Below are 22,770 nucleotides of genomic sequence, written 5' to 3' on the forward strand. Positions count from 1 at the left end.
TCAATGCTCCCGGCTGGCAAAGTCGATGCGCGGATCGACCAGGGTGTAGGTGAGGTCACCGATCAGTTTCACGATCAGCCCCAGCAGGGTGAAAATAAACAGCGTGCCGAATACCACCGGGTAATCGCGGTTGATCGCCGCTTCGAAACTCATCAGGCCCAGGCCGTCCAGGGAGAAAATCACTTCCACCAGCAACGAGCCGGTGAAGAAAATCCCGATGAACGCCGAGGGGAAACCGGCGATCACCAGCAGCATCGCGTTACGAAACACATGGCCATACAGCACGCGGTGGTTGGTCAGGCCCTTGGCCTTGGCGGTGATCACGTACTGCTTGTTGATCTCGTCGAGAAAGCTGTTTTTGGTGAGCAGGGTCATGGTGGCAAAGTTACCGATCACCAGCGCCGTGATCGGCAATGCCAGGTGCCAGAAATAATCGAGGATCTTGCCGCCCCAGCTCAACTCGTCGAAGTTGTTGGAGGTAAGGCCACGCAGCGGGAACCAGTCGAAATAGCTGCCGCCGGCGAACACCACGATCAGCAGGATCGCAAACAGGAACGCCGGGATCGCATAGCCGACGATGATCGCCGAGCTGGTCCACACGTCGAAATGGCTGCCGTGCCGCGTGGCCTTGGCGATCCCCAGTGGGATCGATACCAGGTACATGATCAGCGTGCTCCATAGCCCGAGGGAGATCGACACCGGCATTTTTTCCTTGATCAGGTCGATGACCTTGGCGTCCCGGAAGAAGCTGTCGCCGAAATCCAGGCGCGCGTAGTTCTTGATCATGATCCACAAGCGTTCCGGCGCCGACTTGTCGAAGCCGTACATCTTCTCGATTTCCTTGATCAGCGCCGGGTCCAGACCCTGGGCGCCACGGTAACTGGAGCCGGCTACCGCGACCTCGGCGCCGCCGCCGGCGATCCGGCTGGTGGCGCCCTCAAAGCCTTCGAGCTTGGCGATCATCTGCTCCACCGGGCCTCCGGGGGCGGCCTGGATAATGACGAAGTTGATCAGCAGGATCCCGAACAGCGTCGGGATAATCAACAGCAGGCGGCGAATGATATAGGCCAGCATTCAATTGCCTCCGCTCGCCGCTTCGGCGCTCGTCTGGGGGGCCGATGGCACGGCGGGGGGTACGTTGGGCTTGCTCCACCAGGTGGACACGCCAACATCGTACAGCGGCGACACTTTGGGATGACCGAGGTGGTTCCAATAGGCCACGCGGAACGTCTTGATGTGCCAGTTTGGAATCACGTAGTAGCCAAATTGCAGCACTCGGTCCAGTGCCCTGGCGTGAGCGATCAGGCTGTCGCGGGAGTCGGAATCGATCAGCGCCTCCACCAATTCGTCGACCGCCGGGTCTTTGAGGCCCATGTAATTGCGGCTGCCCGGCTTGTCGGCACTGGTGGATTTCCAGAACTCGCGCTGCTCGTTACCTGGCGACGAGGATTGCGGAAAACTGCCCACCAGCATGTCGAAGTCCCGCGAACGCAGGCGGGTGACGAACTGCGACACGTCCACTCGGCGAATCACCAGGTCGATACCCAGGTCGGCCAGGTTGCGCTTGAACGGCAGCAGGATGCGTTCGAACTCGGTCTGGGCCAACAGGAATTCGATGGTCACCGGTTTGCCGGTGGTGTCGACCATCTTGTCGTCGACGATTTTCCAGCCGGCCTCCTGCAAGAGTTGGTAGGCCTCGCGCTGCTGGGCGCGAATCATCCCGCTGCCGTCGGTTCTGGCCGGTTCAAACGCTTCGGTAAACACCTGCGGCGGGATTTTATCGCGCAGCGGTTCGAGAATTTTCAATTCGTCGGGGCCGGGCAGGCCGGTGGCAGCCATGTCGGAGTTTTCGAAATAGCTGCGGGTGCGCGTGTAGGCGCCGTTGAACAGCTGCTTGTTGCTCCATTCAAAGTCCAGCAGCAGGCTGATGGCCTTGCGCACTCGCACATCCTGGAACATCGGCTTGCGCGTGTTGAACACGAAGCCCTGCATGCCGGTGGGGTTGCCGTTGGGGATTTCTTCCTTGATCAGGCGGCCTTGCGCCACGGCGGGCACGTTGTAGGCGTTGGCCCAGTTCTTCGCGCTGAACTCCGACCAATAGTCGAATTGCCCGGCCTTGAGCGCCTCCAGGGCCACCGTCGCATCGCGGTAATAGTCAGTGACGCGTTGGTCGAAGTTGTACAGGCCCTTGTTGATCGGCAGGTCTTTACCCCAGTAGTCCTTGACGCGCTCATAGCGTACCGAGCGTCCGGCGTTCACCTCCGCCACTTTGTAGGGGCCGCTGCCGAGGGGGAACTCCAGGTTGCCTTTGTTGAAGTCCCGCGTGGCCCACCAGTGCTTGGGCAGTACCGGCAACTGGCCGAGGATCAGTGGCAGTTCGCGGTTATTGGTGCGCTTGAACTTGAACAGTACCCGCAGCGGGTCCTCGGCGATCACTTCGTCGACATCGGCATAGTAAGTGCGGTAGAGCGGGGTGCCGTCCTTGATCAAGGTCTGGAAACTGAACACCACGTCGTCGGCGCGCATGGGGTGGCCGTCGTGGAAACGTGCCTCGGGGCGCAGGTAGAAGCGCACCCAGCTGTTGTCCGGGGCCTTTTCGATTTTGCCGGCCACCAGGCCGTACTCAGTGAAGGGCTCGTCCAGGCTCTGGGTAGCCAGGGTGTCGTAGATCAGCCCGATATTGTCGGCGGGCACGCCTTTGCTGATAAACGGGTTGAAACTGTCAAAACCGGACAGGCTCGATTCGCGGAACGTGCCGCCCTTGGGGGCGTCGGGGTTGACGTAATCGGTGTGCTTGAAGTCCGCCGGGTATTTCGGCGGCTCGTTGTACAGAGTCAGCGCATGTTGCGGCGCGGCATGGGCTGCGGTGCACAGCAACAGGCTGGCGAGTGCAGTACGCAAGTACATCATTGGGCTTTCTCCGAAGCTTTCAGCCACCACGCGCTCAGGCCCAGGCTGTAGGGCGGCGTGGTGACAAAGGCGAACCGGTTGCGGTAGGCCAGGCGATGATAGTTGAGGTACCAGTTGGGAATGCTGTAGTGCTGCCACAGCAGCACCCGGTCCAGGGCGCGGCCGGCGGCCAATTGTTCGTCGCGGGTTTGCGCCGCCAGCAGTTGTTCCAGCAGGTGGTCGACCACAGGGTTGGCGATGCCGGCGTAGTTCTTGCTGCCCTTGATCGCGGCCTGGCTGGAGTGGAAGTACTGCCACTGTTCCAGGCCGGGGCTCAAGGTCTGGTTGAGGGTGATGAGGATCATGTCGAAGTCGAACTGATCCAGGCGCTGCTTATACTGGGCGCGGTCGACGGTACGCAGGTGCGCATCGACGCCGATGCTGATCAGGTTCTCGATATAAGGTTGCAGAATCCGTTCCAGGTTCGGGTTGACCAGCAGAATCTCGAAACGCAGCGGCTGCCCCTCCTTGTTGAGCAGGCGTTGGCCGGACAGTTTCCAGCCGGCCTCGCCCAGCAACGCCAGGGCACGCCGCAAGGTCTCGCGGGGGATGCCGCGCCCATCGGTCTGGGGCAGGCTGAAGGGCTGAGTAAACAGACTGGCTGGCAACTGTTCGCGGTAGGGCGAGAGCATCAGCCATTCATGACCCACCGGCACGCCAGTCGCTGCGAACTCGCTGTTGGGGTAGTAGCTCAAGGTGCGTTTGTAGGCGCCGCTGAACAGGGTGCGGTTGGTCCACTCGAAGTCGAACATCATCCCCAGGGCTTCACGTACCTTGACCTGGCTGAAGGTCGGGCGTCGTGTGTTCATGAACAGACCCTGGCTCTGGGTCGGGATCTGGTGGGCGATCTGCGCCTTGATCACATCGCCGCGGTTGACCGCCGGGAAGGTGTAGCCATTGGACCAGTTCTTGGCCTGGTGCTCGATATAGATGTCGAACTCGCCGGCCTTGAACGCTTCGAAGGCGACATCGCTGTCGCGGTAGAACTCCACGTCGACCTTGTCATAATTGTAGAAGCCCCGGTTAACCGGCAGGTCCTTGCCCCAGTAATCCTTGACCCGTTCGAACACCAGTTGCCGGCCCGGCGTAACCTTGCTGATACGGTACGGCCCGCTGCCCAGCGGGGGTTCGAAGGTGGTGGCCTTGAAGTCGCGGTTCTTCCAGTAATGCTGCGGCAACACCGGCAGCTCGCCCAGGCGCAGGATCAGCAGCGGGTTGCCCGCGCGCTTGAACACAAAGCGGATTCGGTGAGGGTTGAGCACATCCACCCGCGCAACTTCCTGCAGATTGGTGCGGTATTGCGGATGGCCCTCGGTGAGCAGGGTGCGATAGGAAAACGCCACGTCATCGGCGGTGATCGGCTTGCCGTCATGGAAACGTGCTTCCGGGCGCAGATTGAACACCACCCAGCTGCGGTCCTCGCTGTACTCCACCGATTGCGCAATCAGGCCATAGCTGGAGGTGGGTTCATCGCCGGACGGCGCGTATTGGCCGGTGCCGACCATCAACGGCTCGTTGAGCTCGTTGATACCGTATTGCGAGAAATTGGGCGTGGAAACCGGGCTTGAGCCCTTGAACGTGTAGGGATTGAGCGTATCGAAGGTGCCAAACCCCATCACCCGCAGGGTGCCGCCTTTGGGCGCCGCAGGGTTTACCCAGTCGAAGTGGGTGAATTTGGCCGGGTACTTGAGCGTGCCGAACTGCGCGTAACCGTGGCTTTCGGTAATCGTCGCGTTGGCAGCAAAGCTCAAGGCCAGACTTATTAGTAGAAGGAGGGGACGCTTCAAGTCAGAGATCCGATCCAGGCGGCTTGGGCTTTATGATCGGTACAGTAACAGCTTGTTCCGGTTGGAAAAAGACAGTCGCAAACACTGGAGATCAATGTGGGAGGGGGCTTGCCCCCGATGTTGGTGTGTCAGCCAGTGAATCCGGTGACTGGCACACTGCCATCGGGGGCAAGCCCCCTCCCACATGGGTTCTGCGGCGTTCTTCAGGCGTTAGCGGGGCCCGGAAACGACCAGCATCTGGCCTGGCTTCAGCGCCTGGCCGGTGCGTGGGTTCCAGCGCTTGAGATGTTGCATCTCGACGTTGAAGCGCTTGGCGACGATGTACAGAGAGTCGCCTTTCTTGACCTTGTACTGCACCGGCTTTTTGCTGTCGGCCTTGGCCACCACCTTGCGCGTGTCCTGCATCACCAGGGTCTGGCCGACTTTGAGCGCCTGACCGTTGAGCTGGTTCCAGCGCTGCAGGTCATGCACGTCGACCTTGTTGGCCTTGGCGATCAGCGTCAGGTTGTCGCCGCTGCGCACCCTGTAGCTGCGGGTACGCCCGGCCACACGTGCGGTTTCAACTTCGTCGAATACCTGCTTTTTCGGGCGCATCGCCAGCAATTCTTCAGGCTTCATCGTCGACAGGGTGCTGGTGAGCAGTTGTGCCTTGGAACTTGGCACCAACAGATGCTGCGGGCCGTCGAGGGTGGTGCGTTGCTTGAGTGCCGGGTTGAGCTGGAACAGTTCGTCTTCGTCGATTTCAGCCAGGGCGGCGACCCGGGACAGGTCCATGCTCTGCTTGACTTCCACCACTTCGAAATACGGTGTGTTGGCAATCGGGTTCAGGTTGACGCCATACGCCTCGGGCGCCAGTACCACTTGGGACAGTGCCAGGAACTTGGGCACGTAGTCCTTGGTTTCCTGGGGCAGGGGCAGGTTCCAGTAGTCCGTGGGCAGGCCGAGCTTCTCGTTGCGCTCGATGGCCCGACTGACGGTGCCTTCGCCGGCGTTGTAGGCGGCCAGGGCCAGCAGCCAGTCGCCGTTGAACATGTCGTGCAGGCGGGTCAGGTAGTCCAGGGCGGCGGTGGTGGAGGCGGTGATGTCCCGGCGTCCATCGTAGGCGCGGGTCTGGCGCAGGTTGAAGTAGCGCCCGGTGGAGGGGATGAACTGCCACAGGCCGACCGCATCGCTGCGCGAGTAGGCCATCGGGTTGTAGGCACTTTCGATCACCGGCAGCAGCGCCAGCTCCAGCGGCATGTTGCGTTCTTCAAGACGTTCGACGATGTAATGAATGTAGAGGCTGCCGCGTTCGCCGGCGTTTTCGAGAAAGGAGGGGTTGCTGGCGAACCACAGGCGCTGTTGCTCGATGCGCGGGTTGACGCCCAGGCCTTCCTGCAATTGAAAGCCCCGGCGCATGCGTTCCCACACGTCCTGGGGCACTTCGGGGCTGGGTTTCTCGGAGAGCCAGATCGGCTTTTGCTTGATCTTGGCGGCAAGGTTGGGTTTGGGTTGCACGGTGGATTGTGCGGCGTAATTCGTCGATTGGCAGCCCGCCAATGTGGCGGACACAGCCACCGCCACAGCTTGAGCCAGGCGGGTCAATGCGTCTGAATGGTTGGATTTACGAATAGATGACGACATTGGCTGGAAGTAAGTTCCGGGCAAAAATGTCGGGCGATTCTAGAAAGCACTTGGGTTGCGGTCAACCATTCAGAAATTGCGTATCAGATTGCATCGACTTAGGACTTATCTTTCCATGCCCTCAGGCTGGCAAATACCTCGGCCCCAGAGCGGTTGTCGCGTCCGTTCCGTTCGTCCGCTTTTTGTTTAACGGATGTTTCAGCGGTGCGCAGAAACGGATTGGTGCGCTTTTCCAGGGCCAGGTTGGACGGCAGCGTCATCTCGCCGCGGGCGCGCCGTTGTCGGACCTCTTCCACCCGTTCGGCAATGTCGGCGTTGTGCGGCTCTACCGCCTGGGCGAATGTGAGATTGCTTTGGGTGTATTCGTGGGTGCAATACACCTGCGTGTCATCGGGCAGGGCGGCCAGGCGTTGCAGCGAGGCGTGCATCTGCTCGGGCGTGCCTTCGAACAGTCGGCCGCAGCCGGCGGCAAACAGGGTATCGCCGCAGAACAGCATACCCCGATGGTAGTAGGCGATATGGCCGAGCGTGTGGCCGGGTACGGTGTATACATCGAAATCCAGGCCCAGCGCGGTGATGCGGGTATTGTCCTTGAGGGCGACGTCCCGGCCTGGGATGGTTTCGTCCGCCGGCCCGTAGACCTTGGCGTTCGTTGCACTTTTCAACTGCTCGACACCGCCGACATGGTCGTGGTGATGATGCGTGATGAGAATGTCGCTGAGGCTCCATTCCGGGTTTTGCCTGAGCCAGGCCAGCACCGGCGCGGCGTCGCCGGGATCGACCACGGCGCAACGCTGGGTATCCGGGTCTTGTAACAACCAGATGTAGTTATCGGTGAAGGCGGGCAGGGCACTGATCTGTATCATTCTTCGATTCGCCAAGCTGAACACATTGGTGCATCTTAGAACGTCCAGGCGAGTTGGAGAATGCAATGACTGATAAAGCGTTCGCCCAGGCCGATCCCGAGTGGCTGGCCTTGATCGGTGCGGCCCGCGAATGGTTGTCCGGGCCGATCGGGCAATTTCTGCTGGACGAAGAGCGGCGCATGCTCGAAGACGAGCTGGGCCGGTTCTTCGGTGGTTACCTGGTGCATTACGGGCCGTCGGCCCAGACGCCGCCCGCCGCGCCGCAAGTGCAGCGCAATGTGCGCCTGGGCGCACCGTTGCCCGGGGTGGAGATCGTGTGCGAGGAGCAGGCGTGGCCGTTGAGCGAGCACGCTGCCGATGTGGTGGTGCTGCAGCACGGCCTGGATTTCTGCCTGTCGCCCCATGGTCTGCTGCGTGAAGCGGCCAGCAGCGTGCGCCCGGGTGGCCATTTGCTGATTGTCGGGATCAACCCCTGGAGCAGTTGGGGCCTGCGCCATGTATTCGCCCACGACGGCCTGCGCCAGGCGCGCTGCATCGCGCCGTCGCGAGTGGGGGACTGGCTGAACCTGCTGGGCTTTGCGCTGGAGAAACGCCGCTTCGGGTGCTATCGTCCGCCGCTTGCCTCGGCCAAGTGGCAGACGCGCCTGGCGGGTTGGGAGCGCAGGGCGGGTGCCTGGCAACTGTCGGGCGGCGGCTTCTATCTATTGGTGGCGCGCAAGATCGCCGTCGGGTTGCGACCGGTACGCCAGGCGCGCCGCGAACCCATCGGCAAGCTGGTGCCGATGCCGATGGCCAAGGTCAACCGCAAGCAAAGCCAAGCGTAAAACTTCTTTTGATTTCAGACCGAGCAACCGATGACCGATAGCGTAGAACTCTTCACCGATGGCGCCTGCAAAGGCAACCCGGGCCCTGGCGGCTGGGGCGCCTTGCTGGTGTGCAAGGGCGTCGAGAAGGAATTGTGGGGCGGCGAAGCCAACACCACCAACAATCGCATGGAGCTGATGGGCGCAATACGCGGCCTGGAAGAGCTCAAGCGCCGTTGCAACGTACTGCTGGTGACCGACTCTCAATACGTGATGAAGGGCATCAACGAGTGGATGGTCAACTGGAAGAAGCGCGGCTGGAAAACGGCGGCCAAGGAACCGGTTAAAAACGCCGACCTGTGGCAATTGCTCGATGAGCAATGCAATCGCCATGACATCACTTGGAAGTGGGTGCGCGGTCACATCGGCCACCCTGGCAACGAACGCGCCGATCAATTGGCCAACCGTGGCGTCGACGAAGTGCGCGGCTACAAGCAGGGCTGATGCCGGGCGACGTGTTAAGATCGCGCGCTTTGAACTACACCACACCGTTGAGAGCTGAACCCTGATGGCCATCCGATCCGTTGTACTCGATACCGAAACCACCGGCATGCCGGTGACCGATGGTCACCGGATCATTGAAATCGGCTGCGTCGAACTCATGGGTCGACGCCTCACCGGCCGTCACTTCCACGTGTACCTGCAACCGGACCGTGACAGTGATGAAGGCGCGATTGCCGTTCACGGTATTACCGACGAATTTCTCAAGGGCAAGCCGCGTTTCGCCGAAGTGGCCGATGAGTTCTTCGAGTTCATCAACGGCGCCCAACTGATCATCCACAACGCGGCGTTCGACGTCGGCTTCATCAACAACGAATTCGCCCTGATGGGGCAGACCGACCGCGCTGATATCTCCAGGCACTGCTCGATCCTCGACACCCTGATGATGGCGCGCGAGCGTCACCCGGGCCAGCGCAACAGCCTCGATGCCTTGTGCAAACGCTATGGCGTCGACAACTCCGGCCGTGAACTCCACGGCGCCTTGCTTGACTCCGAGATTCTCGCCGACGTTTACCTGACCATGACCGGCGGGCAAACCAGCCTGTCCCTGGCCGGTAATGCGTCCGATGGCGCCGGCTCGGCCGAAGGCTCGGGCAATCGCGCTTCGGAAATCCGCCGCCTGCCGGCCGACCGCAGACCCACGACCATTATCCGCGCCAGCGAGCAGGACCTGGCCGAGCATGCGGCACGGCTGGAAGCGATTGCCAAGTCGGCGGGTGCGCCCGCGTTGTGGACCCAGCTGACCCAACAGTAATGCGGGAGGGGCTCGCTCCCTTCCACTGTTGATCGCCCTGGCCGCCAAAATCTTCATTCGCCACATCCGCTCCCAGCTTCTACCCTTGAGTGCATAGCCCTCAGGACTACAAGCCCTCATGTACAAAGACCTGAAGTTCCCCATCCTTATCGTGCACCGCGACATCAAGGCCGACACCGTTGCCGGTGACCGGGTCAGGGGAATCGCCCAGGAGTTGGAACAGGAGGGCTTCAGTATTTTCTCCGCCGTGGACTACGCCGAAGGCCGGCTGGTGGCGTCTACCCATCACGGCCTGGCGTGCATGCTGATCGCCGCCGAGGGTGCCGGAGAAAACACTCACCTGCTGCAAAATATGGTGGAACTGATCCGCCTGGCACGGCTGCGCGCGCCGAACCTGCCGATCTTCGCCCTGGGCGAGCAGGTCACCCTGGAGAACGCCCCGGCCGATGCCATGAGCGAACTCAACCAACTGCGCGGCATTCTTTACCTGTTCGAAGACACCGTGCCGTTCCTGGCCCGCCAGGTGGCCCGCGCGGCGCGCACGTACCTGGATGGCCTGTTGCCGCCGTTCTTCAAGGCCCTGGTACAACACACCGCCGATTCCAACTATTCCTGGCACACCCCTGGTCATGGCGGCGGCGTGGCTTATCGTAAAAGCCCGGTCGGGCAAGCGTTCCATCAATTTTTCGGGGAAAACACCCTGCGCTCGGACCTGTCGGTCTCGGTACCCGAACTGGGCTCGCTGCTCGACCATACCGGCCCGCTGGCCGAAGCCGAGGCCCGCGCCGCGCGCAATTTTGGCGCCGACCATACCTTTTTTGTGATCAACGGCACCTCCACCGCCAACAAGATCGTCTGGCATTCCATGGTCGGTCGCGATGACCTGGTCCTGGTGGATCGCAACTGCCACAAGTCAGTGTTGCATTCGATCATCATGACCGGCGCCATCCCGTTGTACCTGTGCCCGGAACGCAATGAGCTGGGGATCATCGGCCCGATTCCACTCAGCGAGTTCAGCCCCGAGTCGATCCGCGCCAAGATCGATGCCAGCCCGTTGACCCGTGGCAGGCCCGCCAAGGTGAAGCTGGCGGTGGTCACCAATTCCACCTACGACGGCCTGTGCTACAACGCTGAGCTGATCAAACAACAACTGGGCAGCAGCGTCGAGGTGCTGCATTTTGACGAAGCCTGGTACGCCTATGCGGCGTTTCACGAGTTTTTCGCCGGGCGTTATGGCATGGGCACCTCTCGCACCAAGGACAGCCCCCTGGTGTTCAGTACCCATTCAACCCACAAGCTGCTGGCGGCGTTCAGCCAGGCATCGATGATCCACGTGCAGGACGGTGGTGCCCGGCAACTGGACCGTGACCGTTTCAATGAAGCGTTCATGATGCATATCTCCACCTCGCCGCAATACAGCATTATCGCCTCGCTGGACGTCGCCTCGGCCATGATGGAAGGCCCTGCCGGTCGCTCGCTGCTGCAGGAAATGTTCGACGAAGCCCTGAGCTTTCGTCGCGCCCTGGCCAACCTGCGCCAGCATCTGCCTGCAGAAGACTGGTGGTTTTCCATCTGGCAGCCGCCGTCGGTGGCCGGCATCGACCGTGTTGCCACGGCGGATTGGCTGCTGCACCCGCAGGATGACTGGCATGGGTTTGGCGACGTGGCCGAAGACTACGTACTGCTTGACCCGATCAAAGTCACCCTGGTCATGCCCGGCCTCTCGGCCGGCGGCGCGTTGAGCGACTGCGGGATTCCCGCCGCGGTGGTCAGCAAGTTCCTTTGGGAGCGTGGGCTGGTGGTGGAGAAGACCGGGCTGTATTCCTTTCTTGTGCTGTTTTCCATGGGCATCACCAAAGGCAAATGGAGTACCTTGCTCACCGAGCTTTTGGAGTTCAAGCGCAACTACGACGCCAATGTCAGCCTGGCCAGTTGCCTGCCCTCGGTATTTGCCCAGGGGCCGGTGCGTTATCAGGGCCTGGGGTTGCGCGACCTCTGCAATCAACTGCACAGTTGCTACCGCAGCAACGCCACGGCCAGGCACCTCAAGCGCATGTACACGGTGTTGCCGGAAATCGCCATGAAACCGGCCGACGCCTACGACCAATTGGTACGGGGCGAAGTCGAGGCCGTTTCCATCGATGCCTTGCCAGGGCGCGTTGCAGCCGTGATGCTGGTGCCTTATCCGCCGGGCATTCCGTTGATCATGCCGGGCGAGCGTTTCACCGAGTCGACGCGTTCTATCATCGACTACCTGGCTTTTGCTCGAACATTCGATAGCAGCTTCCCAGGTTTTGTCGCGGATGTTCACGGGTTACAACACGAAGACGACGGCAGTGGTCGTTGTTACACCGTCGATTGCATCAAGGGTTAAGGATGGTTATGCAAGCTGTAATGAACCCGAAGTACCCAGGGCTCAGTGTGCGGGTCGCCGACGCAGGTTTTGATGCGTATGTGTGGGGCAATGACTTCAGTTTCGAGGTCAGCGCCTACGGCATACCGGAGATGGGCAAACGCGTGGACCAATGGTCGGTGGAGCGCATCCTGCCGTATCGCAAGTGCTACGGCATCGACCCGGAAGAGTTCGCCAGTTTCCGCGATGCTCCCGACAGTGCAATTTTCATGGCCTATCTGGACGACGAGCCGGTAGGGCACATTGTAGTGAGCACCAATTGGAACGGCTTTGCCCATGTCGACGAGCTGGCGGTGGCCTTGCATGCGCGTCGACACGGGGTGGCCAAGGCGCTGCTGGATGTCGCGCAGTTCTGGAGCCGCAAGAAAAGCCTGCCGGGCATGATGCTCGAAACCCAGAACAACAACCTCGGCGCCTGCCGCCTGTATGAACGCTGCGGTTATGTCATGGGTGGAATCGACCACCTGCGCTATCGCGGCATCGATCCGCAGACCCGCGAAGTGGCGATTTTCTGGTACCGGTTGTTCAAGACCGAACGGGACGCGAGCTGAGCCCGCTCCCGTCTTCAAGCCCCGGAGCAGTCACGAATCGATCCATGAATGCGCTCCACCGACCTTGATCTGCAGCTGCTCACGGAACGTCAGGTAGTGTTGCCTGGCCGCTTGTATGCGCTGTTGAAGCCCTTCAGGCGCGCTGATGCCTTTGCTCGCGTAGTACTCAAGGATGTGGTTTTCCAGGTCGAACACCTTGCCCGGTTGAAGCCGGCCATTGATCTGCTGGGTCTCCTTGTTCACGCCATCGAAACCAATGTCATAAATGTCGGGACGTCGGGACTTCAGTACGTCGTCAAACAGCGTGGGGCCGACAGTTTCAAAAATCCTGCCTTCATACGCCAGAAACTCCGGGGTGTAGTCGACGGTACCGCTGGCGTTCCGGGTGGTGGTCGGGCGGCTGGTCTCGAAGTAGGTTTTGTTCAGGGTAAAGCGGCGATTCATCTCGGCGATCATTTCAGCGATGACCGGGTTGTCCGCTTGGGTGGCGAAGTTGCTGGTATTGAAGAACGGTCGGTAGTGGCTCAGCTTATGGGTCACCGGCCGGCTGACCATCACGTCCGAGTCTCCGGCAGTCAGGCCCGGTAGGCCCACCGCACCCTGGATCAGGTCATCGGTGTCCAGGTAGATTCCACCGTAGGTATTCATTATCGGATAGCGCGCTACGTCGGACGCGGCGGCGAGGTTCTTGCCTTGGCCGCGACGGAAATACGCATACATGTCGGTGTTTTGCAGAGATTGAAAAAAGCCTTCTTCCTGCAGGTTTACCACGGTGAGCCCCGGCGCATCCGCAGCCAACCGGCGCTTGATCGCCTGAAACTGCGCCGGGGTGTCGGCATCGACGTGCACAAGGCTGGTGAAGCCAGGCATCTTCTCGGCGTTTTTGGCCATGTTGCTCACCATTGCCGCAGGTATATCGCCACCGGCCCAGAAATAGTGGATCTGTCGGGGAATGGCTCTGACGTTTTTCGGCGCCTCCAATACCGCCGGCGACGGCGCGTCGATAAACCTGAAACTGTGGGCATCCAGCTGCCTGGCCTGTTTCATTTTGGCGAGCGTTCCCAGTTGCCACTTGTTCTTTGCGCTTCGCCAGAAATACAAGGGTGTTTTGCCGTCCGTATCGACGCCTCCGCGCCACGCGCCGACCTGGCCGTCGAAGCTGACGATATGATTGATGCCGTTGTAGTTGAGGGTGTACGGATTGGCAGAATTGGTGCGTATTTTTATGTCGTCTATCGGGACGATGTAGGTGTTCTGGTCAAGCTTCCATTTGGGCAACGTGTCCGGCTGCCCGCCGAGTAGACGCTGGGCGGTGACCGAGGGTTCCCAGCCCGCGCCGCCCAAATCCCGGACGGCAATCGAGGCGCTGCCTGCGGTGGGATGCAGGATCACGCGCTGGCCGTCCTCGAGCCTGGATTGATAGAGCCTGCCGTCGATTTTTACGTACTCTTTATTGCCGGGGCCGGCGTAGACGTTGGCCTGCAGGCCCTTGACCCGCAGCCCCGCGGGTTCGACCCTGACCTTGTAGTCCAACAGTGACGGCGGTTGAAGGACTCTGACGTCTGCGCCGGTCGCCGCGACAGCGGGTTGAAAGCGCTCCAGCGGCGCGCCATAGGGCAACCCCTTGACCACGTCGTAGGCATGCCAATGACCCTTGCGGAACACCGCTGCGCCTTCCAGGTGCAGATCGCCCGCCCGGTAGCTGCCTACGGCCGCCAGGCCATGCTGCGTGCCGGCCGCCTTGAGCATGTCGTAGCTGCCGCTGGCACCCCTGAGTGCATGGATAGCCTGCTGTCCGACGCTGGCGCCGCTGCGCACCAGCGCCCCCGTGCGCCTGAGCAGGTCGCCCGTGCCACTCAACGGGTTGAGCGCCTCGGCCGCGACCGTGCCCAGGAAGCGCGCCGCTTTTGTCGCGCCGGCCACGCTTGTCACACCTTTGGCAAACGCCTTGCCCGCTTGGCCGGCCTTGCCGATTCCCAGGGTGACCAGGCCGATCGCATCCAGGCCAAGGTCAAGCAGGCCATCGGCAACATGGCCGTGCATGAAATTGACCGTGGCCGACCTGAGTGGGATCAGGTTAAGTAGGAATTCGCCGACGGCGTCATCGCCGGCGGCGCTCAGGTCGTAGGAGTTCATGCCTCTGGCATGGTGGAGCAGGTCGTCGTTATGCAGGTCCAGGGAACGTGCGAACACCTTGGCGATGTAGTCGGTGCGCGCCGAGTCAAATACCTGTGGCGTGTCCGAAGCGGCGATCGCCTCTCTGGCGTGTTCGGTGTGTTCATCCTCGAACGGCTTGAAGGCCACGGTTTTATACAAAGTGCTGGCGTGTCTGGTTTCCAGCCCGGCGTAGGGCGGCGAGTACCTTGTCGCCAGGTAATTATGTTGGGTAATCGTGCCGGCGCGCGTGTCAATGCGATACACATTGACCTGGCCATTGCGCGTGGTTTTTACATCGAGGGTATGCCCTCGTTTGCTCAGGGTCTTGGTCGAGAAGTCCAGGCCTATCTTGTATTCGTGGGTATGAAAGAACTCGAGTGCGCCGTACTCGAGGTTTTGTCGATCCTGCGGCGGCAGTGTCGAGATCAGGTATCGGGTCAGGTCCGCGTGGCCTTGTTCCAGGGTGGCGATGGCCTGCCTGTAACCCTCGGTGAACGCATCGGCTACGGTCAGCTTGCCGCTGGCGGACTTGTCGCAGAACGCCTGGATGGGAATCCGCGGGTCGTTGGTGACCCAGTGTTCTGCCTTGTCGTGCACGACCGTGTCGCCCTGCATCACGATGTCCAGCATCGAGTGCTCGCCGGGGAAGCGAGCGGGCCGGCCTTCGCGCAAGCTGGCCTTGACGAGGCTTTGGGCCTTGAAAACGCTGTCGGCGACCCCGGGAAACTGCGCCCTGAGCAGCTCCAGCGCCATCGCTTCGCGCTCTGGAACAGGCGTTGCAAGGGCGGTGGCCGTGGCCTGCAGGTGCTCCTGCCTGGTGATAAAGCGTTGTCGGATTTGCGCGTCCGTGGGCGGCGGGTCGGTATTCAACAGGCCGTTGACCGCCGCCCAATCATTCAGCGCGTCGCGTTGAATGCGTTGGATGAGCGCCGCATCGACATCGACGGACTCGGCGGCGGCCAGCACTTCGCTGTAACTCATCGTGAGCACGCGCCCTGGCGACTGAGCTTCCAGCCTGGCCGCCGCGATTGTCAGTTGGGTCCAGGGGATACTGCCGTAAGTCACGCTCGGCGGGATGTCCTTGACCAGGTGCTGTGGGGCGACGCGGGCCAGCAATACGCGGGCCGCCAGGTCGGCCGCTGCCGCCGTCGTGCGCCCGTGCACCACCAGGTGCCGGCTCAAGCGTTCGATCACCTCGACGGCGGGTTTGCCCCAATGCTGGCGTTGCCCAAGGTCAAAACCGGCGACGCTGTTGCGCGCCGGGGTGCCGAGGGATTCGGGGTCCAGGCTCAGTTGGATGGCCGCCAGCAGGTAATCGTTGACGCTGGCAGGCGTCGCAATGCCACCCAACCTGGATTGAATGACCTTGCCCAGCGCCTGCGCCCTCGCCGAGCCCAGCAGCGCCTCGGTTGCGTTGCTGGTTTTTTTCAAGTCAATGTTCGCCAGGTCGCTGTCTGCCAGCAGATAACCCAGCACCCCTTTATTGCGCGCGGCCAATGGCAATCCGGGCAGGGTTGAGCCGGGTTCATCGAGCAGGTCGATGATGGTTTGCCGATCGTGCGTGTTCAGGGGCAACGGCCATGACAGCGCGCCGCTGAAGTTGCCCAGGGGATGGGTCTGCGCGTGTCGGGTCGCGAGCTGATACAGCGCGAGCAGGTCGTCCATGCGGGTCGGGACGGGTAAACCGCTGCCGTTGAGGTAGGTGCGAAGGTCGACGACGCTGCGGGCGGGGGGGCAGAGGGTGTTGTTGGTAGTAATCCGAGTCTTCACACACCGACAGGGTACGGCCGCTCAGCAACTGCTCGACATCGCGGTGTCGATCTCCCTGGCCGGTGTCGACGGCTTCCTTCAACAGCCCGCGCAGCACCGTCGCCAGTGCCTGCCAGTTGCAGCGTTCGGCAAAGGCTTTTTTCAGCGCGGCCGGATTGTCCAGTTCGTCAGCAGGCGACGTGTCCGTCGCACTCCCGAGCGCTTGCGGACGGGGGCCTGGACGATGCTCAGGGTGGGGCAGGGCCAATTGAGAAAGAGGGGGGGTGGCAGGTTGAATGGCGTTCATGAGAAACCGTCCCTGGGTAGTCGAATGTCGCCTGCAAGCAAGCGCGGCGAGGTCAACGACTGTGTGCGAAAAGCCGGGGATCAGGTTCCCGCCTGACTGTCAGGGGGTGTGTCGAAAACAGCGGTGGCGGGCGGGGGATTACGCTGCGGGCGTACCGCTCAGCAGTGCCTGGGCTTTGTGGGTGATGATTTCCAGCAAAGCGTTCAATGCCGGCGAGGGTGCGGCGTCTTTCAGGGTCAGCGAGTAAAGGATGACGGGCATCGGCGGCGACACCGGGCACGCGTCCAGGCCGGACTCGCGCACGCCAAGGGCGGTGAACGGGTCGACAATCGCCAGCCCTTCTCCCGCCTCGACCATGCTGCGCATCATCTGGTAGGTCTGCACCCGTGTCTGCACCACCGGTAACGGGCGTAACGCCTGCAGCTTGGCATCCAGCAGGCGGCTCAGCGGGTCATGACCCTCCAACCCGATCATGGACTGGCCGGCCAGGTCTTGCAGGGCGATGTATTTCTGCTTCGGCTTGAGCCAGCCATGGGGCGCCAGCAGCTGCAGCTTGCCTTGGGCCAGCACGGTACTGAGAATCTGCGGGTGTTCCGGGTCGTGCAGGCTCAGGCCTACGTCGGCTTCGTGCAACAGCAGGCTTCTGACAATGTCGCGGGTCGGCTGGCTTGACAGGTTGCACGGCGTGTCTTGAAAGCGACGGCGCAGCAGGGCGATGCTCTGCGGCAGCAGGTGGTTGGCCAGAGGCGGGGTGCACAGCGCGCGCAGTGTCGGGGCATGGTGATGTTTGAGGCGGCCGACCAGGCGTTGCAGCGGTTCGAGTGCTTCGTAGACAGGCGCGATCTGCGCCTGCAGCTCCAGGGTTTCGCGCGTGGCCTGCAGACGCCCGCGCACACTGGCGAACAGCATGAAGCCCAGTTGCTGCTCGGCATCCTTGAGCGTCGCGTCCACGTCGCCCACGGGAAGTTGCAACCACTCGGCGGCCGTGCCGAGGTGTCCGGTCTGCAAAATGGCCTGAATCACTTCGATATGACGTAAACGCATCGCCGGAGTCTATGTGCAGCGCGATGGGGTTTCAATGGCACCGACCTCGATGCGCAAAAAAGACTGCGCGGGTCGCTCACACCTATGGCGTTCGGCCATGGCCCCACTAGAATGGCGCGTCTGAACATCGATGACCAAAGCCGCCCACGGCACTTACAACAAAAACAGGTCGGGTCTCACATGCCAATTCCCTCGCGCTTTTTCGGGATAACGGCCAAGCAACTCCTGGTGTTGGTGACCGTGGGGTGCGTAGCTGCCTATCTCTTCAATACCCACGACGAATCCCTGCCGGAAAACCTCGCCCTTGAAACCTTCATTCGGGACCAGGAGCAGGTGGGCGAACAGGTGGGTGCGGTGCTGGGCATTGCCTTGGTGCGGCAGATACAGGCGTATCCGGCCAATGGCGCGCCGGGCTACAAGCGTTCCACGTACACGGTCGAAGGGGAGCGAGGGCGGCTGATGGTGACCCTTAAGCAGGTCGAAGGGGAGGCGGGCGCCGAAGTGACGGAGATTCGCCGGCCCTGATCGCCCAGCCCAGTCAACGCCATCAATGGCCGGGACTGAGCAGGCAGAAACGGGCGAGATATCAGGAGGCGGGCGTGGACTGCGACTCGCGGACCAGAATCGTTCCCGACTGGATCAGTTTGAATTCATCGCCTTCCAGTTTTTCTACACGATCGCCAATGGCCAGCTTGTAGGTGGTGGTAGGGGCCGAGCCAGCCAGGTCGCCGTGCGCCGGGGTGGATTCCTGGAATTCATGCACCGAATACACGCGTCCTTCTGCGTCTCTGGCATGGAATTGTCCGACAAGTACTGCTGCCATCTGTTTAGAACCTCTGGAGATAAACACTCGATTTTCGGTTGTGTAGACCGTCATTGAGCGGGGTAGTTTGCCTACCGAAAAAAAATACTATTCGTAGGGCGTTTTGAGACGTTTCCTACGCGGGAAGGCGCAAGGCAAACCCGTGGGCAACTTCAGATGCTGCTGGTGAACAGGCGGCGAAGACTTTATAACTACAACTTCCTTAGTCCAACGTCGGGAAACTTCAATGAGCAAGGTCTACACGATCGCCGTCCTGGTGGGCAGCTTGAGAAAAGACTCCATCAACCGCAAAGTCGCGCTGGCACTGGCCGACCTGGCCCCCGCCAACCTGAAGTTGAACATCGTGGAAATCGGCGATCTGCCGCTCTACAACGAGGACATCGACGGTGCATCACCGCCGGCAGCCTACAGCACTTTCCGTCAGCAGGTGAGTTCGTCCGACGCGGTGCTCTTCGTGACCCCGGAATACAACCGTTCCGTACCGGCCCCATTGAAAAACGCGATTGACGTTGGCTCGCGCCCTTATGGCAAAAGTGCCTGGAGCGCCAAGCCGGGGGCGATCATCAGCGTGTCGCCGGGTGCGATTGGCGGCTTCGGCGCCAACCACCACCTGCGCCAGTCCCTGGTATTCCTCGATGTATGGTGCATGCAGCAGCCGGAAGCCTATCTGGGCGGCGCGGGCAGTGTGTTCGATGAGGCGGGGAAGGTGTCGGAGAAAACTAGGCCGTTTTTGCAGGCATTCATTGATGCCTACGCCAAATGGGTGGAAAAACAGAGCGCCTGAATCGGTACTCGTTATCCAATGTGGGAGGGGCAAGCCCTCTCCCACAGTATTGGCTCAGCGCAACCAGTTAGTCCTCGCCAGCTCGATCACCTCATCGCCACGGCCACTCATCACCGCCTTGAGCATGTACAGGCTGAACCCTTTGGCCTGCTCCAGCTTGATGCTTGGCGGCATCACCAGTTCCTGGGTCGCGGTGACCACATCCACCAGCACCGGGCCATCATGGGCCAGGGCGCGGCGCAAGGCCGGCTCCAGGTCTTCGGATTGCTCCACGCGAATGCCGAGAATGCCCATGGCATTGGACATGGCGGCGAAATCCGGGTTTTTCAGTTCGGTGCCGGCCTCCAGGTAACCGGCCGCCTTCATCTCCATGGCGACAAACCCCAGCGACGCGTTATCGAACACGATGACTTTGACCGGCAGGTTCAATTGCGCCAGTGAGATGAAATCCCCCATCAGCATGGCAAAGCCACCGTCGCCGGACATCGAGATCACCTGGCGCCCAGGGAACGCTGCCTGTGCGCCGATCGCCTGCGGCATCGCATTGGCCATAGAGCCATGGTTGAACGAGCCGATCAGGCGGCGCTTGCCATTCATCTTCAAGTAGCGCGCGGCCCACACGGTGGGCGAACCGACATCGGCGGTGAAGATCGCATCCTCGTCCGCCAGCTCGCTGAGCAGGCGTGCGACGTACTGCGGGTGAATCGGCCGATTGGCTTTCGACGGCTGCGCGAGGTCGTCCAGGCCCTGGCGGGCTTTTTCATAGTGCTTGAGCGACGTATCGAGAAAGCTGCGGTCGGTCTTGCGGGTCAGGCGCGGCAGCAGAGCGTCCAGGGTTTCACTGACGTCGGCGGCGATGCCCAGGTCAAGGGTGGCGCGTCGGCCGAGTGCCTGGGGGTCGCGGTCGATCTGGATGATTGTGGCGTCGGTGGGGTAGAACTGGCGATACGGGAAGTCGGTGCCGAGCATGATCAGCGTGTCGCAGTCGAGCATGGCGTGGTAACCGGAGCTGAAGCCGATCAGGCCGGTCATGCCCACGTCGAACGGATTGTCCCACTCCACATGCTCTTTGCCGCGCAACGCGTGCACCACCGGCGCGCCGAGAGTGTCGGCCAGGGCGACAACTTGGTCATGGGCACCGGCGCAGCCGCTGCCGCACAGCAGGGTGACTTTCTGGCTGCTTTGCAGGATCTCGACCAAGCGTTGCAGGTCCTGCTCCGCCGGTAAGGTGCGCGGCGCGTGCAGGGCGGGCCAGGGTTTAAGCTTGTCTTCGACTTCCAGCAGCGACACATCACCCGGAATCACCACCACGGCCACGCCGCGATTGAGAATCGCCGAGCGCATGGCGCGGTGCAGCACCTGGGGCATTTGCGCAGGGTTGCTGACCAGTTCGATAAAGTGGCTGCATTCCTTGAACAACTCCTGGGGATGGGTTTCCTGGAAGTAATTCAGGCCGATCTCGGACGACGGAATCTGCGCGGCAATCGCCAGTACCGGCACATGGTTGCGATGGCAGTCGAACAAGCCATTGATCAAGTGCAGGTTGCCCGGCCCGCAACTGCCGGCGCACACGGTCAGCTCACCGGTGGCGGCCGCTTCGGCACCGGCGGCGAAGGCGGCCACTTCTTCGTGGCGCACATGCATCCACTCAATGCTGTCCATGCTGCGCAGCGCGTCGGTCAGCCCGTTGAGGCTGTCACCGGTCAAACCCCAGATGCGCTTGATGCCCGCCTGTTCCAGGGTGCTCGCCAATTGCTGGGCCAGGTTGATTTTCGCCATGAAGAACTCCAATCGTCAGTGAGGTTAAAAGCTGCTGATCAATAGGGGACAGTTCGATCACGGCGAATGCTCCGCCTTTAATGTGAAGATTGCGTCATGCTGGCGCGGTACTGGCGGGTACGCCGAGCGATAAACCACTGATCGCGCACCAGCGCCATGCACGGTGCAACCTTGGGCCTAGGCAGGCGACCACGGCTCAGGCGGCGCATCTGGTCGCGTACCACGGCCAGGGTGGCGAGGGCGGCAAGCGGCTTGCGCCGCCATTGGATCGGTTTGAGTTGCGGGTTGGGGTCGCGGCCTTCGCGCCAATGCTTGAGCAATTGCGGTTCCAGGGTCAGCGCGGTGGCGATGCCGGCCATGGCGATGCCGCTGTCCAGCACTTGCTGCACGATGGGCAGGCGACGAATACCGCCGGTCACCATCAACGGCATGGTCGCGATGCTTGCCAGCTCCTTGGCAAATTCCAGAAAGTACGCTTCGCGCGCCAGGGTCCGCCCGTCCCGCGCGTCGCCCTGCATGGCGGGTGCTTCATAGCTGCCGCCGGACAATTCGAGCAGATCGATGGGCAGCGGGTTGAGCATCTCGACCACGGCGCGTGCGTCCGCTGCATCGAAGCCGCCGCGCTGGAAGTCCGCCGAGTTGAGCTTGACTGCTACGCAGAACGACGGGCTGACACTGGCGCGCACGGCGTGGATCACTTCCAGCAGCAGGCGTGCGCGGTTTTCCAGGGAGCCGCCCCAGCGGTCGGTGCGGTGGTTGCTCAATGGCGAGAGAAACTGGCTGATCAAGTAGCCATGCGCGCCGTGGATCTGCACGCCGCTGAACCCGGCCTTTTCGGCCAGGCGCGCGCTGGTGGCGAAGCGTTGGATCACGTCCTGGATATCGTCCTCGGTCATGGCCCGAGGGGTGGCGAACATCTTTGAGAAACTGCCCAGGTCCAGCGCGATGGCCGACGGCGCCAGGGCTTGCTGGCCGAGGTTGGCCATGGTCTGGCGGCCTGGATGGCTGAGTTGAACCCAGAAATGCACACCCTTGGCCCGTGCCACCTCGGCCCATTCGCGGAAGCTGTCCAGGTGCTCTTCGTTTTCCAGCGCGACGCCGCCGGGGCCGGTCATGGCGCGGCGGTCGATCATTACGTTGCCGGTCAGCAACAGGCCCGGCTCGCCGTCAGCCCAGGCCTTGTACAGTTGCTTGAGCGCGTGGGAGGGCGCTTGGTTGAGGTCGGCCATGTTTTCTTCCATCGCGGCTTTGGCAATGCGGTTGGCGATGATCTGGCCATTGGGCAGTTGCAAGGGTTCGAACGGTGACATGGGTTGACTCCTGAGCGGGGGAGGCCTCAGGCTAAGCTTAAAGTTAACTTTAATGTCAAGCAGGTATCGCAATGAATATCGGAGAGCTGGCAAAACAGAGTGGACTGGCCGCCTCGCGCATTCGTTTTTACGAGGCCGAAGGACTGATCAGCCAGGTGGGGCGTCAGGCCAATGGCTATCGGCGCTATGCACCGGAAGCGTTGCAGACCTTGCAGTTGATACAGAGCGCGCAACAGGCGGGGTTTACCTTGCAGGAACTCAAGGCGCTCATGCCGGCGCCGGGGGAGCACAAGCGCGAGGAGTTGATTGAGGCGCTGCAGCGCAAGGTGCAGCAGATCGAAGAAATGCAGGTGCATTTGGCGCACAGCAAAGCGCAGTTGCTGGGCGTGATCGAGGCGGTACGGGCACAGCCGGAAGGCGTGCCGTGCTCGATGGGGCAGAAGCAGGTGCTGGCGTCGATCAAACTCAACCGATAAAAAAGCCCTGGCATGCCAGGGCTTTTTCACGTGC

General features: G+C 61.6%; 18 protein-coding genes. 8 read left to right on the top strand and 10 right to left on the bottom strand.

The annotated features are described in order from the left end of the window. From PSH94_RS10970 to gloB, 5 genes are all read right to left on the bottom strand, one after another. Positions 1-1,074 (bottom strand): microcin C ABC transporter permease YejB, encoded by a 1,074-nt coding sequence (locus PSH94_RS10970; RefSeq protein WP_181077181.1) that lies wholly within the window; start codon positions 1,072-1,074, stop codon positions 1-3. After that, on the bottom strand, positions 1,075-2,910 hold the full coding sequence (locus tag PSH94_RS10975; RefSeq protein ID WP_305437467.1) for an extracellular solute-binding protein: 1,836 nt from the start codon (positions 2,908-2,910) through the stop codon (positions 1,075-1,077). It lies immediately after the preceding gene. Next, entirely contained in the window at positions 2,907-4,736 is a 1,830-nt protein-coding gene (locus PSH94_RS10980) for an extracellular solute-binding protein (protein WP_181077184.1), read from the bottom strand. Before PSH94_RS10980 ends, PSH94_RS10975 begins: the two co-directional genes overlap by 4 nt. 210 nt (positions 4,737-4,946) lie before the next feature. Next, on the bottom strand, positions 4,947-6,359 hold the full coding sequence (locus PSH94_RS10985) for a lytic transglycosylase domain-containing protein (RefSeq protein ID WP_253506923.1): 1,413 nt from the start codon (positions 6,357-6,359) through the stop codon (positions 4,947-4,949). A 98-nt stretch (positions 6,360-6,457) separates the two neighbouring features. Further along, positions 6,458-7,225, bottom strand: coding sequence for a hydroxyacylglutathione hydrolase (gene gloB, locus PSH94_RS10990; protein ID WP_305437470.1), 768 nt, complete (start codon positions 7,223-7,225; stop codon positions 6,458-6,460). Between the two features lie 65 nt (positions 7,226-7,290). Between gloB and PSH94_RS10995 the strand changes: the two genes are divergently transcribed. From PSH94_RS10995 to PSH94_RS11015, 5 genes are all read left to right on the top strand, one after another. Beyond that, positions 7,291-8,049 (top strand): class I SAM-dependent methyltransferase, encoded by a 759-nt coding sequence (locus tag PSH94_RS10995; protein ID WP_181077190.1) that lies wholly within the window; start codon positions 7,291-7,293, stop codon positions 8,047-8,049. Between the two features lie 30 nt (positions 8,050-8,079). Continuing rightward, on the top strand, positions 8,080-8,532 hold the full coding sequence (gene rnhA / locus PSH94_RS11000) for a ribonuclease HI (protein WP_034097030.1): 453 nt from the start codon (positions 8,080-8,082) through the stop codon (positions 8,530-8,532). Between the two features lie 70 nt (positions 8,533-8,602). Next, positions 8,603-9,343, top strand: coding sequence for a DNA polymerase III subunit epsilon (dnaQ, locus tag PSH94_RS11005; RefSeq protein WP_253511825.1), 741 nt, complete (start codon positions 8,603-8,605; stop codon positions 9,341-9,343). A gap of 118 nt (positions 9,344-9,461) precedes the next feature. After that, positions 9,462-11,717, top strand: coding sequence for an Orn/Lys/Arg decarboxylase N-terminal domain-containing protein (locus PSH94_RS11010; RefSeq protein WP_181077192.1), 2,256 nt, complete (start codon positions 9,462-9,464; stop codon positions 11,715-11,717). A gap of 20 nt (positions 11,718-11,737) precedes the next feature. Then, positions 11,738-12,307, top strand: a complete 570-nt coding sequence (locus PSH94_RS11015; protein ID WP_181077351.1) for a GNAT family N-acetyltransferase — start codon at positions 11,738-11,740, stop codon at positions 12,305-12,307. A gap of 30 nt (positions 12,308-12,337) precedes the next feature. Here PSH94_RS11015 and PSH94_RS11020 read toward each other — a convergent pair whose 3' ends face one another. Beyond that, the gene (locus PSH94_RS11020) at positions 12,338-16,234 is read right to left on the bottom strand and encodes a glycosyltransferase (RefSeq protein WP_305437473.1); all 3,897 of its coding nucleotides are present in this window, start codon (positions 16,232-16,234) and stop codon (positions 12,338-12,340) included. Positions 16,235-16,658: 424 nt separating this feature from the next. After that, a complete protein-coding gene (locus PSH94_RS11025) occupies positions 16,659-17,564 on the bottom strand; it encodes a LysR substrate-binding domain-containing protein (protein ID WP_305437475.1) in 906 nt (301 codons plus the stop codon). A 180-nt stretch (positions 17,565-17,744) separates the two neighbouring features. Here PSH94_RS11025 and PSH94_RS11030 point away from each other — a divergent pair, with 180 nt between their 5' ends. Beyond that, positions 17,745-18,089, top strand: coding sequence for a hypothetical protein (locus PSH94_RS11030; RefSeq protein ID WP_181077198.1), 345 nt, complete (start codon positions 17,745-17,747; stop codon positions 18,087-18,089). A gap of 61 nt (positions 18,090-18,150) precedes the next feature. On the opposite strand, the gene PSH94_RS11035 is transcribed toward PSH94_RS11030, so the two are convergent. Beyond that, on the bottom strand, positions 18,151-18,387 hold the full coding sequence (locus PSH94_RS11035) for a hypothetical protein (protein ID WP_181077200.1): 237 nt from the start codon (positions 18,385-18,387) through the stop codon (positions 18,151-18,153). Positions 18,388-18,613: 226 nt separating this feature from the next. Here PSH94_RS11035 and PSH94_RS11040 point away from each other — a divergent pair, with 226 nt between their 5' ends. Next, complete coding sequence (locus PSH94_RS11040; RefSeq protein ID WP_181077202.1) at positions 18,614-19,171, top strand: NADPH-dependent FMN reductase; 558 nt, start codon at positions 18,614-18,616, stop codon at positions 19,169-19,171. Positions 19,172-19,225: 54 nt separating this feature from the next. Here the strand turns inward: PSH94_RS11040 and poxB are convergent, their stop codons facing one another. Further along, a complete protein-coding gene (gene poxB, locus PSH94_RS11045) occupies positions 19,226-20,950 on the bottom strand; it encodes a ubiquinone-dependent pyruvate dehydrogenase (protein WP_181077204.1) in 1,725 nt (574 codons plus the stop codon). A 77-nt stretch (positions 20,951-21,027) separates the two neighbouring features. Further along, positions 21,028-22,260, bottom strand: coding sequence for an NADH:flavin oxidoreductase/NADH oxidase family protein (locus tag PSH94_RS11050; protein WP_181077206.1), 1,233 nt, complete (start codon positions 22,258-22,260; stop codon positions 21,028-21,030). Positions 22,261-22,331: 71 nt separating this feature from the next. Here PSH94_RS11050 and PSH94_RS11055 point away from each other — a divergent pair, with 71 nt between their 5' ends. Beyond that, the gene (locus tag PSH94_RS11055) at positions 22,332-22,736 is read left to right on the top strand and encodes a MerR family transcriptional regulator (RefSeq protein ID WP_305437478.1); all 405 of its coding nucleotides are present in this window, start codon (positions 22,332-22,334) and stop codon (positions 22,734-22,736) included. Positions 22,737-22,770 lie beyond the last annotated feature (34 nt).

It is taken from the genome of Pseudomonas sp. FP2254, assembly GCF_030687695.1.
Classification (GTDB): Bacteria; Pseudomonadota; Gammaproteobacteria; order Pseudomonadales; family Pseudomonadaceae; genus Aquipseudomonas; species Aquipseudomonas quebecensis.